Annotated in this window: 12 protein-coding genes and 1 CRISPR repeat array; of the genes, 7 read left to right on the top strand and 5 right to left on the bottom strand. The window is 48.1% G+C overall.

Features of this window, described 5'->3' with window-relative positions:
* The first annotated feature begins 3 nt into the window (after positions 1 to 3).
* The 7 genes from cas8a1 to cas2 all read left to right on the top strand — a co-directional run bounded on the left by cas8a1 (position 4) and on the right by cas2 (position 5933).
* Complete coding sequence (cas8a1, locus tag KME11_21000; GenBank protein ID MBW4517690.1) at positions 4 to 1479, top strand: type I-MYXAN CRISPR-associated Cas8a1/Cmx1; 1476 nt, start codon at positions 4 to 6, stop codon at positions 1477 to 1479.
* Between the two features lie 42 nt (positions 1480 to 1521).
* On the top strand, positions 1522 to 2385 hold the full coding sequence (cas7i, locus tag KME11_21005; protein MBW4517691.1) for a type I-B CRISPR-associated protein Cas7/Cst2/DevR: 864 nt from the start codon (positions 1522 to 1524) through the stop codon (positions 2383 to 2385).
* Complete coding sequence (gene cas5 / locus KME11_21010; GenBank protein ID MBW4517692.1) at positions 2385 to 3053, top strand: CRISPR-associated protein Cas5; 669 nt, start codon at positions 2385 to 2387, stop codon at positions 3051 to 3053. The genes cas7i and cas5 overlap by 1 nt, the downstream gene beginning before the upstream one ends.
* Before the next feature lie 128 nt (positions 3054 to 3181).
* A complete protein-coding gene (locus tag KME11_21015; protein ID MBW4517693.1) occupies positions 3182 to 3436 on the top strand; it encodes a hypothetical protein in 255 nt (84 codons plus the stop codon).
* Positions 3437 to 3479: 43 nt separating this feature from the next.
* Positions 3480 to 3851, top strand: coding sequence for a putative toxin-antitoxin system toxin component, PIN family (locus KME11_21020; protein ID MBW4517694.1), 372 nt, complete (start codon positions 3480 to 3482; stop codon positions 3849 to 3851).
* An 84-nt stretch (positions 3852 to 3935) separates the two neighbouring features.
* Positions 3936 to 5603: a type I-MYXAN CRISPR-associated endonuclease Cas1 gene (cas1, locus tag KME11_21025; protein MBW4517695.1), complete on the top strand. Its 1668-nt coding sequence runs from the start codon at positions 3936 to 3938 to the stop codon at positions 5601 to 5603.
* A gap of 36 nt (positions 5604 to 5639) precedes the next feature.
* Positions 5640 to 5933, top strand: a complete 294-nt coding sequence (gene cas2, locus KME11_21030; GenBank protein MBW4517696.1) for a CRISPR-associated endonuclease Cas2 — start codon at positions 5640 to 5642, stop codon at positions 5931 to 5933.
* Between the two features lie 257 nt (positions 5934 to 6190).
* A CRISPR array of direct repeats spans positions 6191 to 8905; the repeat unit is 36 nt; unit sequence GTGAGCGAACCTTTGATGCCGTAAGGCGTTGAGCAC.
* A 19-nt stretch (positions 8906 to 8924) separates the two neighbouring features.
* Here cas2 and galK read toward each other — a convergent pair.
* The 5 genes from galK to KME11_21055 all read right to left on the bottom strand — a co-directional run bounded on the left by galK (position 8925) and on the right by KME11_21055 (position 15028).
* Positions 8925 to 9998 (bottom strand): galactokinase, encoded by a 1074-nt coding sequence (gene galK, locus KME11_21035; GenBank protein ID MBW4517697.1) that lies wholly within the window; start codon positions 9996 to 9998, stop codon positions 8925 to 8927.
* 3 nt (positions 9999 to 10001) lie between these two features.
* A complete protein-coding gene (locus tag KME11_21040) occupies positions 10002 to 11102 on the bottom strand; it encodes a M24 family metallopeptidase (protein ID MBW4517698.1) in 1101 nt (366 codons plus the stop codon).
* Positions 11099 to 12205: a galactose-1-phosphate uridylyltransferase gene (gene galT, locus KME11_21045; GenBank protein MBW4517699.1), complete on the bottom strand. Its 1107-nt coding sequence runs from the start codon at positions 12203 to 12205 to the stop codon at positions 11099 to 11101. The genes KME11_21040 and galT overlap by 4 nt, the downstream gene beginning before the upstream one ends.
* A gap of 439 nt (positions 12206 to 12644) precedes the next feature.
* The gene (locus KME11_21050; GenBank protein MBW4517700.1) at positions 12645 to 14543 is read right to left on the bottom strand and encodes a glycoside hydrolase family 2; all 1899 of its coding nucleotides are present in this window, start codon (positions 14541 to 14543) and stop codon (positions 12645 to 12647) included.
* Positions 14544 to 14641: 98 nt separating this feature from the next.
* Entirely contained in the window at positions 14642 to 15028 is a 387-nt protein-coding gene (locus tag KME11_21055; protein MBW4517701.1) for a hypothetical protein, read from the bottom strand.
* Between the last annotated feature and the right edge of the window lie 158 nt (positions 15029 to 15186).

Here is a 15186-nt window from a genome sequence, read left to right on the forward strand (position 1 = left end):
ATCATGTCTGAATTTACGCTATCGATTTTTGATCCAAATACATTGCTTCCCCATCGGGCGGGTATTGCTGGATTGGCATTGGCTCTGTCAGTGCTCGATCTAAAGGATGCACCGCTAACTTGGGATGTGACGGAAGATTCGGTGAAGTTGGCTTGGGAGGGGAGCGATCGCGAAGTCGTCAAATGGCTTTTGGATAAGACTTATCAAGTGACAAAAGGTGGCTATCTCGATGTTCCTGCGCTCAAGCTGGATGATCAAGGTGGCTATACCTTCACAGAAGGGGTTACAGCGTCATTTCTGCAACATAGCAAACAGCGGACTCGTGATGAAACAGCAGTAGCCAAGACATTCACGATTGATGAAGGACAGCCAGAAATTAAGGTTGAATTTCGCCCTTTACTGAGTTGTTACTACACGGGCGATCTCAAGGAAGCCTTTAATAGCAAGGGTTTGTTCAAAGAAGAGATTTCCCTTAAGGGTCATCATTTACCTGGATTGGTCGAATGCTTCGTGAATGGAGCCTATCAAGAATCTGCTGAAGGGTTTTTGGCATTACTGTTTCTGCCGTTGGCTTGTGGCTATTACAGACTACCAAATTTCCGATCGGCGGTTGTGATTCCAGAGGTGATGAATCTTAAACAATGGGTGAATCGTCGTCGAGAATTTTCTGGGCGAACCTACCGCAACTTCCGTAGTAGTGGATCTGGAGAGTCAGCTTTGCATTTTCTGCTTCAAGAAAAGTTTTTAGAAGATGCCAAGTTGGAACGGGTCAATTACTGCGAGGTCTATCAACTAGGTAAACAAACCTGGGATGCGAATCAGTCTTATCTCAAACAAGCGGTTTATCGGATTGAAGTTAAAGACAGAGTTCTTGAGCTATACGATGCTGCTGTTCAGTTCTTCCCAGCCAGGGTGAAACAAACTGACAAAGGAGAAACCTGGCTAGCGATTTCCAAAGTATTGCCCTGGATCTGCGACAACTTGGTGGCTGGAAAGTCTTGGTTCGCAGGTTTTTTTGAATTTCACAAACGGAATGAAATGTATGAACGTGGAGGACTTGTCAAAATGACTGATACATTGGCTGATAAAGAGAAGACGCTATTTGATACGGTACAGGGTGCATTTAGTGTTTACCTGTGGAGACAGATTGTTCAGGCACAAAAGCAAGGACGCAAGTTGGATTATGGTCAGGTTACAGATAAAGTAATTTACCGAATGCAGCGACCGAGCACACAACAGGACTTTGCTACAGCATTGGTTGATTTCTTGAGTCAGTTTCGGAGCAAGTCATCTCGTGGGGTTGGTTTAGAGGTTTATCAATGGCTGCATGGCGAAAACTGGCGACAGGCTAGAGATCTAACCCTACTGGCGATCGCTACCTATACCAGTAAAAAAGGCGATGCATTAGATGGGCAAGAGGTTCCGATTGAATCTCTTTCTGAGTCTGAAGCTGAATTTTTTGAAATGACCGTTAAATAATCCAACCGTCTAATTTGACACTACTATCGAGGAACTAAAATCATGTCTCAACATCTTTTCATTACCGTTGTTACTCCCACCGCCGTTGCTGCCAATAACCGAGGTGAAGGCGATGGCAGCACTCTTTCAACTCTACAAAAAATCACTCGTGGCAGTGACCAATATACCACTGTCAGCGCTGAGGCGATTCGTTGGGGACTGCGTGAATTCTTTCAGAATAGTGATGAAGCCGCAACGAATCGAACATTTAACTCGGATACGGATAAGTACACGCTTAAGAATGAACGATTCAGCGCCAAAGACTTTATTGATGATGATTTGTTTGGCTACATGGATGCCAAGAAAGGTAAGGACAATAAAGATGCGACAACCAAGCGGCGAGGTGCTTTGGAAGTCAGCCGTGCCATTAGCCTTGATTCTTACTGGGGTGATATAGCGTTTGGATCTAAAGGAGGTGAGAAAAACAATACCTCGATTCACAGTACGGAAGTCCATTGCACAGCTTATCAGTACACTATTGCACTGACTCCAGAGAGTCTGAAAGATCCTAAGCGGGCGATCGCAGCCCTCAATGCAATCTCTGCAGTCCGTCATGTGGGTGGCAACCATTCACGTTTTCTGTTTGATTTCCGTCCTGAATCAATCGCCATTCGCATCACTGAAGATCCTAGCCCTTGGATTATGGATTGCTTCAAGCGGGTTGGGGATGGGGTTGGTTGTACGCGCTTAGTCCGTTTGGTAGAAGTGGGTGATGTAAAAGCTGATGAACTAATTGTGGGTGGTGAAATTTCTGATAACGTCCTCTACCGCGAACAATTAGAAAAACTAGGTGTGAAAGTTTGTCGCGGTGTGAAAGAGGCGATCGCCCTTGCCAAGGACTCTCTAAAATCAGGAGTGAAGGTTTAATGCAGCTCTACTTGGATTGCCCCTGCACAAGCTTTCCTAGAAGCTTTGCACGAGACTTTAAGGAAACCTATCGCTATCCACCACCATCAACAGTTTATGGACTGCTGCTATCGCTCGTAGGCGAAGTGAATATGCTAGCTCATGCAGGGGTGAAGTTGGCGATCGGTATCATTGGTAATGATCCACCAATTTCTCGCATTGTTCGCAAGCAGCGTCATCATAAATTTAGTGTCAAGCATCTAGGAACCTACCCTTCTAGCCAGTTTTCTAAGCCAAATCATCATGAACTTCTAACGGACGTGCAATTTGTTGTACGTATCGATTCGAGTAATGAAGCTGCAACAGTGAAGTTGATAGAGCGAGTGGCGATCGCACTATCGACACCAGAACAAATTACTCGATTTGGGGGACTAAGTTTAGGGGAGTCTTGGGCGATGCTGAACGGAGTGCGACGCTATCGTGAAACAGATGGTATGGTTCGCTGGTTGATGAAGGATCGGCGTGGATTAGTTGGTTTACCCGTTTGGATTAATCGCCAAACAACACAGGGTACGTTTCAGCGATTTTCATTCAACCATGACCTGACTGATGATTGTTGGGTCAGTATTGTTCCACCCATTGAGCCTGAAAAACCTGAAAAGAAGAAAACAAAGACGGAGAGTAAGTAAGAGGCGCGCGCTATTGGGAGAGATCCAGCTAGACTTAGCCGCAGGCAATGAACCCAAATCGACGTTATATTTAGAGCCGCAGGAGAACCTTTGGAGTTTCCTGCGGTCAGCCCACTCACGATATGACCATGGCTTCAACCCCCGTTGTATTTGTCACATCCGATCGCGCGATCGCCCTCCCTCCAGAGATTCAGGCAACCCTGCAACCGGGGGATGAGTACTTGGTGTGGCAGACAGACGACACAATTTTGCTAAAAAAGGTGCAGAAGCCAATGGCGATCGCTGACATTAGAGCCAAGGTAAAAGCTTTAGGCACCGATCCTGAGGAGCCAACATTGGAAGAACTCAGCCAGATCGTTCACGACGTTCATCAGCAAAGCTAAGCTTATGCGCGTCGTCTTGGATACGAATATCTAGTTATCAAGACTGCTGTGGGGTGGAGTCCCTGACCAAATTCTTCAACTCGTGGAACAGGTTGAGATCGAAGCGATCGGCTCAGAGGAAATTCTAGATGAATTGCAAAAAACATTGCAGCGACCTAAGCTGCAAAAACGATTAAAGCAGTTGGAAATAGCTGCTGATTCTGTCATGTTAATTGTCCAGCAAGTGATGACAGTTGTCCGTATTGAGATATTAAAAGTTTCGGGTTTGCGTGACCCTAAAGATGCCATCATCGTCGCCTCAGCCGTTTCAGGTCATGCAGATTTAATTGCTACAGGTGATCAAGATTTATTAGTTTTAAGAAAGTTTTCTAGAATTCAGATTCTATCTCCCAAAGATTTTTTAGCGGAAAAATAGTAATTTTGTACGCGGAAGCTATTTTGCAGGATTAGTCACGCATGGTGGAATCAGTTAACTTTTACTGGAGACACCGTGACCACTATTGAACCATTTAGTTTTTCTACTGTTCACGAATCTGTTCCGACTCTTCGAGTCTCAGCACTTCATGCGTTTGCGTACTGTCCGCGTTTATTTTATCTCGAAGAGGTGGAGGAACTGTACACACAAGATGCTGCGGTATTTGCAGGGCGAAGGCTGCATGTAGATTTGGAGAAAAAAGAGGATGAGGAATGGGAAGATCTATTTTTGGAGAACGCTGAGCTAGGGCTGCGAGGACGAGTGGATGCATTACGATCGCGCGATGGACAAACAATTCCCTATGAGCATAAGCGCGGTCGTTGTCATCGCGATGACAATCAGCAGCCCCAGGCATGGGCAAGCGATCGCCTCCAAATTCTTGCCTATGCGTACTTGATTGAAATGGCGCTGGGCATTCCGGTTCAAGAAGGTCGGATTCGTTATCACGCAGATAATACGATGGTTCATGTGCCGTTGAATGAGGCAGGGAAGGCGGATGTGCGAGAGGCGATCGCGCGTGCAAGAGAACTTAGCTTATCCACTCATCGTCCACCTGTAACCGAGAATGAGCGGATGTGCGCGCGTTGTTCTCTGTCGCCTGTTTGTTTACCAGAGGAGGCTCGGTTAGCTCATGATAAGGAGTGGCAGCCTGTACGATTGTTTCCAGAAGATGACGATCGCTTAATTTTGCATGTGCTGGAACCAGGAACGAGTGTGGGTAAAACGGGGGAGCAAATTAAGATTAAGCGTCGAGATCAACCTGATGAAAAGGTGGCGGCTCGACAGGTCGGACAGGTCGTGCTTCATAGTTATTCGCAGATTTCGACTCAGGCGCTTTATTTTTGTGCATCTCAAGATATTGGGGTGCATTTTGTGTCAGGTGGAGGACGCTATTTAGGAAGTTTGGATCGTCGGCAAGGGAGCATTCAGCGGCGGATTCGGCAGTATGGGGCGTTGAGTAATCCGGAGACTTGTTTAGCTCTAGCACGACGGCTGGTCGTTTGCCGAGGAAAGGGTCAGCGGAAGTTTTTGATGCGGGGGCAGCGGGGAATGGCAGAGATTCCTGAGAAGCTGGTAGAGGCGATCGCTCAGATGAAAGCGGTGCTAAAGCAAGTGACGAGTGCAAAATCTCTGGAGTCCCTGTTGGAATTTGAGGGGAATTTAGCGGCACTGTATTTTGGGGCGCTGCCTGAACTGATTTCTGAACAAGTTGATACGGCACTGCGGTTTAAGCATCGGAATCGCCGTCCACCCAAAGATCGATTTAATGCGCTGTTGAGTTTTGGCTATGCGCTGTTGTTAAAAGATGTCATGAATGCAGTGTTGGTGGTGGGATTGGAGCCTGCCTTGGGCTTTTATCATCAGCCTCGGACGCAAGCGCCGCCGTTGGCGTTGGATTTGATGGAAATTTTTCGGGTGCCGTTGGTTGACTTGCCGATTATGGGTTCGGTGAATCGGGGGCAGTGGGACGTGGATGCGGATTTTACGGTGCGGGGTGAGCAAGTGTGGCTCAGTGACAGTGGGCGACGAAAGTTTGTAAGTTTGTATGAACGCCGCAAGGAGGAAACTTGGAAGCATCCGATGACGGGCTATTCGTTGACATATCGACGCTTGTTGGAATTAGAGGTGCGGTTATTGGAGAAAGAGTGGTCGGGGGAGGGGGGATTGTTTGCGCAGTTGATTTTGCGTTGAGGGGTGAACGAACTGTAATCAGAGGAATTGTTAGCCATGGGAGAGTCTCAGAACTGGTATTTGATTTGCTATGACATTCGCGATCCGAAGCGATGGAGGAAGGCTTATAAACTTTTACAGGGTTATGGAGAATCTGTACAATTGTCGATTTTTCGGTGTCGGTTGACTCAGCGCGATCGGGAGAAGTTGCGATGGGAGTTAGAGCAAATTTTGGAGGTGGAAGATAGTTTGTTGTTAGCAGGGTTATGTCATCGTTGTGTAGAGCGTGTAGAGAAGTGTAATCGTCCCAGTGCCTGGGTGGTCAATGATGTGGGGTATCGATTGGTTTAAGCAGGGATCTGTGGATGAGACAGATGTGAAGGACAGTTGATTCTCATATCCCTTACAGAGGCTAGGGTTGAAGGTTTATTATGGTTGTAGTGGTGCTTGTGTTCCTTAAAACCTCCTGCGAGGAAAGGTTTTTATAGAGTTTGTATGGATGCTTTATCAATTTTCAAGTGGGATTACCCCCGTTATTTCCAAACTGCGATAAGATTCTTGCAGAACCTGCTAGGGAGTATTCTGCCATGGAGGTTTTGATGATCGCCGTGAGCGAACCTTTGATGCCGTAAGGCGTTGAGCACTCGATGCGGTTTCTGGGGTTAAGCCCCTAGAAGTGTGAGCGAACCTTTGATGCCGTAAGGCGTTGAGCACTGTACCCTGGAAATGTAACGGAGTATCGCTTAAAAAGTGAGCGAACCTTTGATGCCGTAAGGCGTTGAGCACAGGAAGATTCTCTCCCAAGGCTCCCTCTCCGCCGAAGTGAGCGAACCTTTGATGCCGTAAGGCGTTGAGCACATGTCACCAGGCTTGAAGGTGTCATAGGTTTTTAGTGAGCGAACCTTTGATGCCGTAAGGCGTTGAGCACGCGAAAGCGGCTCAGGCTGATGCCCAAGAAGAAATGTGAGCGAACCTTTGATGCCGTAAGGCGTTGAGCACAAGCTAGGGAATCAGGGCAAGTATTCCAAGGGGGAGTGAGCGAACCTTTGATGCCGTAAGGCGTTGAGCACATCTCTTGGCAGATAGTTGCGTATCGCGTTTCATTACCGTGAGCGAACCTTTGATGCCGTAAGGCGTTGAGCACTGGCGGGGATCTCAACCCGACGCGGCTGACCTTCAGTGAGCGAACCTTTGATGCCGTAAGGCGTTGAGCACCTTTGAACGGCACCCACATCAATTCGCAAAGCTCCGTGAGCGAACCTTTGATGCCGTAAGGCGTTGAGCACAGGGCGATCGGACAGATGCAGAGCGGTTGGACGATCGCGTGAGCGAACCTTTGATGCCGTAAGGCGTTGAGCACCACGTCGGGGATTTAATCGCGGGTCATCCCGTGACTGGTGAGCGAACCTTTGATGCCGTAAGGCGTTGAGCACTACCCGTCTGTTTCTAATACTTCCATAGAAGAAACGTGAGCGAACCTTTGATGCCGTAAGGCGTTGAGCACCATATTTTGGGCTACGGAATTAATAAGGAGGGCAATCAGTGAGCGAACCTTTGATGCCGTAAGGCGTTGAGCACGTTAAATTCATTGAATACGCCTTTTAACGACGATGAAGTGAGCGAACCTTTGATGCCGTAAGGCGTTGAGCACTGTGTGTAGTATGCTATGTACTAGCCAAAGAAATTTTGTGAGCGAACCTTTGATGCCGTAAGGCGTTGAGCACCCAGGTATTGTATTGGTGTTAAAATAAAACCATGGATCGTGAGCGAACCTTTGATGCCGTAAGGCGTTGAGCACCCTCCCAATGGCTAAAGTGATTGGGAAAAACACCCTCGTGAGCGAACCTTTGATGCCGTAAGGCGTTGAGCACTTATTTCAGCACCTTTATATTCGAGTTTTAAGCCGTGAGTGAGCGAACCTTTGATGCCGTAAGGCGTTGAGCACAACTAATCCGTGAATTACTTTTTTTTGTTCTTCGTTCGGTGAGCGAACCTTTGATGCCGTAAGGCGTTGAGCACTTGGAGATATTACTTGAATTAATTGATGACAAAGAAAAGTGAGCGAACCTTTGATGCCGTAAGGCGTTGAGCACTTTAAGGAATCGCCTGAGGGATTAGGTTTTGCGCCGTGAGCGAACCTTTGATGCCGTAAGGCGTTGAGCACGCTCTGTATTAGTTTTTTGTGTTAGCAGCTTAAGCGAGTGAGCGAACCTTTGATGCCGTAAGGCGTTGAGCACAGCTTGATAAAAACGTAGTCCTCCCTCAATAATTAAATGTGAGCGAACCTTTGATGCCGTAAGGCGTTGAGCACAGGAATATCGATACTGAGGACTGTCGCAGCCTCTTTGTGAGCGAACCTTTGATGCCGTAAGGCGTTGAGCACTTCAAGCCCATCGCCTTGATGGCGGCGACTTCTCCAGGTGAGCGAACCTTTGATGCCGTAAGGCGTTGAGCACATGCCTTCAGGGTTCTTCAGTTCCCAGTAGTTCTTTGTGAGCGAACCTTTGATGCCGTAAGGCGTTGAGCACAATCTACAGAAATTGCGATCGCGCTACCCTGATGGATGTGAGCGAACCTTTGATGCCGTAAGGCGTTGAGCACAGTACTTCTTCATCGCCGATCGCCCCTATCGGGTTGGTGAGCGAACCTTTGATGCCGTAAGGCGTTGAGCACACCTCTATCAGGAGTCCGCGATCGTTCGCAATGCTTGTGAGCGAACCTTTGATGCCGTAAGGCGTTGAGCACAAGTTCAGTGGCACACACTTTACACGGTTGCTCCTGTGAGCGAACCTTTGATGCCGTAAGGCGTTGAGCACATTTCAGCAGGCTTCTTGCCACTGGCGATCGCCCCCTGTGAGCGAACCTTTGATGCCGTAAGGCGTTGAGCACGTTGAATTATCCAAGTATTGTTAAGTCACGGCAGTTGTGAGCGAACCTTTGATGCCGTAAGGCGTTGAGCACCATATCTACCCTGAGTAGCCCCTGTTCATCCTGTAGTGAGCGAACCTTTGATGCCGTAAGGCGTTGAGCACGAGGATTTCAGGAAAGCTGGAGCGTCGGTGACCGTGTGAGCTAACCTTTGATGCCGTAAGGCGTTGAGCACCACGTAAAAACTGCGTACAAGCCCGCTCTTCCGTAATGGTGAGCGAACCTTTGATGCCGTAAGGCGTTGAGCACAAGACACGATTTGATTTTCGCCTTGAAGAATTCGAGCTTGTGAGCGAACCTTTGATGCCGTAAGGCGTTGAGCACATGCCTTCAGGGTTCTTCAGTTCCCAGTAGTTCTTGTGAGCGAACCTTTGATGCCGTAAGGCGTTGAGCACATACCTGGGCGAGTCCGTATCATCGCATGTGTACCATGGGGACTAAAACCTGCCCGCAATATCCCCTAAGGTTGTACTCAGCGATCGCCTGTTGTGCGATCGCCTCAGCCTTTCCTTCAGCAACGAGCGCGACACAAGCTCCGCCAAATCCGGCTCCCGTCATTCTTGCACCAAATACATTAGGTAGTGCTTGAAGAATATCAACCAGGGTATCGAGTCCAGCAATCGAGACTTCATAGTCGTCTCGTAAGCTGATATGAGAGGCATTCATTAGTTCGCCAAACTGTTTTGCACTAACACCGTTTTGAGCAGTTAAAACACGGTTGTTTTCAGTGATAACATGACGTGCTCGTTGTTGGAGAGGAGCAGGCAAATTAGCGATCGCTTCTATGATACTAACATCTCTTAGTGCTAAAACATTTAGCAGTTTAGCGGCTGCTTCACATTCTTCTCGTCGCTGATTATAGCCGCTTCCTGCTAAAGTACGGGGAATACCGCTGTCCATCACTAGGATTTCAGAGTCGGCAGGAATAGGTAGAATTTTGCGATCGAGCGATCGAGTGTCAAGAAATAGCAAGTGCTGGGTATCTGCCAAACTGGACGCCATTTGATCCATAATGCCGCACTGCACTCCAGCATATTGACGTTCGGCTTGTTGAGCAATTTGGGCAATGCAAACATCATCTAAGCTAAGGTTCAGTAGCGATCGCAATCCTCTTAACATCGCCACTTCTAAAGCCGCACTGCTAGAAAGACCAGAGCCAATTGGCACAGTTGAGGTCACAAAAACATTGAGGGGTGGAATTAAAAATCCTTTGGATTGTAGGACGCAAATACAGCCCCATAAATAGCTAGCAAAACCTTCAGGAATAGGATCAGAGAATGCAATATTAACCCGCTGAGACAGTTCTTGTGAATAAAAGTGGTACTGATTGTCAGCGCTGAATCCTAACGATACGACTGTTTGCTGCGGAATGGCAGTGGGCAACACAAAGCCATCGTTGTAATCGGTATGTTCTCCTAGTAAGTTAACACGTCCTGGTGCGCTGGCTTCAACTTCAGGAGCTTGATTAAATATATGCTGAAAATTCATTTCTTATAGATCCAGTTGTAGGGGAATAGGACGATCGCGCCCTGCCACAGTCACCATTGGCCAACTCGGATCCACCGTCAAATTTTCCAATGTGCCGTTAGCATGAATCATAAACGTATCTTCAATTTTAGCTCCTGGCAAACTTGGATTCCAAGCGATCGCCATGCCTGCGGTTAAAACATTTTCTGTAGTCGGAGTCGCTATAACTTCGCGCCCTAAATAACCCGTTGTTCCACCCTGATGATGCTGTTGAATAGCTTGGGGATATCCATACTGTTTGTAAGCTTGAGCGATCGAGTTATACACTAAATTCAAAGCTGTATTTGGCTGCGATTGATTGAGAATAGTCGCTTCAATTTCTCGCAACTGTTCATGCAATTTCACCTGTGCAGAAGACAGCGCCCCAAAATGAATAAAGCGAGTCAGGTTGGCGTACAAACCAGCCCCCCGCGCACAAAAAACCATCATTGCGACTTGCCCAATTGGGGCTTCAGTTGGCAACGGATGGCGGTAAAGCGGTAAGCGTCGCGCCCCTGCCACTAAAGTTAATGCTGGGTGCAAGCCGCGTGACCACATTGCCGCCGCTCCTGCTCCCGCGAGTTCATACTCTGTCCAGGTCGGCTTTGCTTGAGCCAGAGCTTCAGTCATCGCTTCACCCGCTAGTCGTCCCACTTGGCGGTAGCGATCGATTTCAATGGGCAGCAAAATTTGCTTGTGCTGGAGTAGGGTTGTCGGCAGAGCAACTTCCTTGAAAATCGGTCGATCGCTCAGAATTTTGCCATCCCCGATCACCTCTTGCACAAAGGTGGCTCGCTGCTCAGGCTGTGCCCACGGATTTACTTGAAGCTGAAAATCTGCGGGTAATTGCTCGTCAGTTAAGCGTTGTGCTTCAATTTCGTCAGTCAAAATCCAAGCATTGTGCGCTGTAACGAAAACTTCAGCAATACCCGTCTCTGCGGCTAACAAAACAGTATTAGAAGCCCCTCCGGTTGCCCAGGCAAACCAGTCTGTGCCCCGCAAACGAATTGCTGCTGCGCCAGCTTCGTCCAGCGCCTCTCGAATACGAGCTAACTTATAAACAATTTCTGCAATGGCAGTGGTCATGATTCGGAGGTTAATTTATCGTCAAGATCGATCGCCACTGCCTGAAGTTCACTGGCTTTTTCTTCAGGGAGAGCATCATTGGCAAACATTCCCGCCGCTAGTTCGGTTCCTGCAAGATATTTCAGGCGATCGCGGGTACGATAGGGCGGATAAAACTCTGCATGAAAGTGCCATTCAGGATGCGGTAGACCATCTGTAGGCGCTTGAAACCATGCCATTAAGTAAGGAAAAGGACGATTCCAAAGTCCATCAAATTTCAGCGTTACAGTTTTAATCGCTCTTGCTAAGCTATGGCGTTGCTGCGCTGACAAGTCTGAGAAACCTGTTAATGGCTGAATTGGAGCCAACCAAACTTCGTAAGGGTAACGGGCACACACTGGGACAAAAGCGATCGACCATTGATCACGGTACAAAATCCGGCGATCGTCTTCAATTTCCTTCTGAATTAAATCTTGTAAAAGTCCGTGTTGATGCAGTTGGTAATACGCTTGCTGAGTGGCTAGCATTCGAGCCGGAACTGGCGGGACAAAAGGATAAGCGTAGATTTGTCCATGGGGATGATGCAAGGTGACTCCGACTTCAACCCCTTTATTTTCAAACGGCAAAACGTACTGAATTTGGGAGTGACTCGCAATTGCCTGAGTGCGATCGCCCCAAACTTGCAGCAATAGTTCAAGGTGGTCGATGAGCAATGAACTGAGAGAAGCTTGCGGGTCTTGGGTAAAGACCACAACTTCGCAAATCCCCTGCGCCGGAAGCGTTTCGACAATGTGACCCGGTGGATCTTGGGACGCGATCGTCAGGGAGGGAAAGCGGTTTTCAAACACCGCTACGTCATATGCGCCTTCTGGCAGTTCAGTTGGAAATTCAGAATTCTTGGTCGGAGCCAGCGGATTATATTCTGGCGGCGGCATAAACGTCCGTCCTTGGCGATGGCTGGCGTATGCCACCCATTCGCTACGCAAAGGATGCCAACGCAAATGTGGGTTAGCTTTCACAGGTTCTTGGCTGGGGCTAGGCGCAACAATTCCATCAGGGATAGGAAGGCGACTGTAAAGCGTCAGCGATCGACCGTCTGGCTTAAGTAGATTTTGAAAGTGCATAAGAGGTTGTCTGAGAAGTCTAGGTTGCTATCCAATCCGCCCCCTAAATCCCCCATTTTGGGGGACTTTGAAGAAGGAGTGGCTCGGAAGTCCCCCAAAATGGGGGGTTGGGGGGCGAGTGTAAGAATCTTCGATACTTCTCAGACATCCTCTAAGATTTATGGATGTTGTGACCGATGCTAATGCTAAGCATCTGTGAGAACTATTTTTAGCGCCAGAACCTGCTGCTGAACGTTCAGAATATCATTCCAAATATGTTATGTCTTGTTAAAGTTTTTTAGTTCCAGTCTGATCTCAAACTCAAAAATCACTGACATTATTCTAGGAAAAGATATCAGAGTAACCAAAATTAAACATGACCGTTTCAGACAAAAGAATCACCCCTCCAAAGGGTGATTCTGCTGAGACATAATGGTTATATGTAACCCTTAGTACGATGCTAATGGCATTGACTGCCACAGTGAGGGAGAGGTTCAAGAGGTTCCCAAATATGCGGCGATGACTCTAGGAGAGGCAAACCACGACCCAGGGTAGCCGCCTTGATTTTTTCTAGAGGAAACTTAGGAGAGCGATCGGCATAAAGAAGCCCATTAGCTTCTTGAAAAGTATCTGTAAGCTGGGTGTAACAAAAACCGCTAAAAAGTTCGACTTGATTAACAGCCGCCAGCAAATCACCATAGCGGAGTTGTAGATCAGAGGAATTGGAAGAGCGGCTGTAGCCCCAAGTAGACTGTTCAAGTTGGCGATCGGTATAAGCAATGCCACCAAACTCGGTCAGCATAATCGGTTGACCCTGGTGCGGATAGCCATCCAGAGTGAGGACGCGCCCACCAGGACGTTGGCGATCGAACAAATCAGAAAGTTTCACCTCAGGGCCATAGCGCTTAGCAAGCCGCTGCGGCTGAATTTCGTAGTCATGAATCGCCAAAATATCGGTTGCTGCACTCTCCCAGCCATCATTGCCAATTACCGGACGAGTCGGATCAAGAGTTTTCGTGAGGTGATAAAGCGCTTGGACATAGTTGCGATGGGCAGGGGTAGCGCTCAGGTCAGGTACACCCCAAGACTCGTTAAATGGCACCCAAACCACAATGCAAGGATGGCTAGAATCTCGATTGATAACCTCAGTCCATTCGCGGGTGATCCGCTCTACGGCTTTAGACGTGAAACGATAGGCACTGGGCATTTCTTCCCAAACTAGCAGTCCTAAAACGTCTGCCCAATAAAGGAACCGAGGGTCTTCAATTTTTTGGTGTTTACGAACACCATTAAAGCCCATGGCTTTGACCAACTCTACATCACGGCGTAAGGCTTCGTCTGAAGGAGCAGTGGTGAGGGTATCGGGCCAGTAGCCCTGATCAAGCACAAGGCGGAGATAGTAGGGTTGCCCATTAAGCATAAAGCGATCGCGCTGAATCGAGACTGTGCGCATGGCGGTGTAAGACTGAACGCGATCGAGCAATTTACCATCGCGCCAAAGCTGAATTTCTGCATCAATTAGGGTCGGCTTCTCCGGTCGCCACAAGAGTTCATTGCGATAGTCATCAATGCCCGGATCAGAGAGCGCAATGCGGCGATGAATTTCGCCATTCAGCACAGCGTAAGTGTCGTCAACTAGAACCTGTTGTCCTACTGTGAGCCTAACCTTAAGCTGAAGATTATTTGTTTGCTCACCTGCAATGACTGCTTCTACACCGATTTCCCAACGCTCAAAGTGCGGTGTCCAACGAAGGCGATCGATGTAAGTAGCCGGAACACACTCTAGCCAAACGGTCTGCCAGATGCCGCTGGTACGAGGATACCAAATGCTATGGGGCTCAAGCTGCCAGTCCTGCTTACCTCTGGGCTGTGTCAGATCGTAAGGGTCATCCTGCGCCCAGACGGTGACAGTCTGCTGACTTTCAGGACGCAAAACATCGGTGATATCTACGTGAAACGGCGTATATCCACCTTGATGCTCCGCCATGAATTGACCATTAACCCAAACACGCGCCTCATAGTCTACTGCCCCGAAGTGTAAAATTACCCGTCCTCCGTTTGCAGACACCTCGAACTCGCGCTCATACCAGCAGTTAGGATGAAATCCGGTATCGTTAATGCCGCTACGGATGGACTCTGGCGCAAAGGGAACTTCGATCACGTGCGTCCAGGTCGCAATATCTTGAGGACGGTTGAACTGACCTGCGTCATCGTAGGCAAATCTCCACGAACCATTGAGCGACATCCAATCATCCCGGCGCAGTTGCGGACGTGGGTAGGCTGAGTCTACAGGTGCAGCGATCGCACCATCTAAATTGCAGGGATAGCGGTCTTCTAAACACCAACCAAATGATTTCATTCTCCAACCTCAGCTTTGCGCAACTTCAAAAGAGTTCTCAGTGACTTTTGCTATTTAACCCCTCTCTATGTCTTAAGACACAGTTTTAAGAAACAAATTCACCTCTTTAGCTCTTCTATTATATCTCCTGGGGTAGATGGAAAACGAACCGTAATCAGGGTGGAATCCGTCTCAGCTAACCAGTAGTGAGGTACTTTTGGAAGCCAGAGTGCGTAATCTCCTGTCTCAGCTAGAAGAACTTCATAATCTGGGAAGTAGAGCCTGAAGCGCCCGTGAATTAAGATTGACACGGTGGTAGCAGTGTGACTGGAACTCCACTGGCTACGGTGTTCTCCAGCCCTGTGAACGCCCCATTTAACTTCAACGTCGGCAGAACAGCGAATCGGATCGTCATCCATAAAATGTCCGATAAACCAACCGTGCCGAGTCATCCCCTCTGCCTGTGCATTTCCAAAAATGATCTGGGGTGAGTGATTAGAGATCATGGCGATTAAGTCAGTTGCAAATCTAAGGTTGCGAATCCAAGTTTGATCAAAGCTCAACTATTAATTTGATCAAAGCTCAACTATTAAGTCAAGAGTTCTATTTACAACAAGTTATTAATATTCCATCTTCAAGTCCAACACCCAGTACATTTCATTTT

The organism is Timaviella obliquedivisa GSE-PSE-MK23-08B (genome assembly GCA_019358855.1).
GTDB classification, from domain to species: domain Bacteria; phylum Cyanobacteriota; class Cyanobacteriia; order Elainellales; family Elainellaceae; genus Timaviella; species Timaviella obliquedivisa.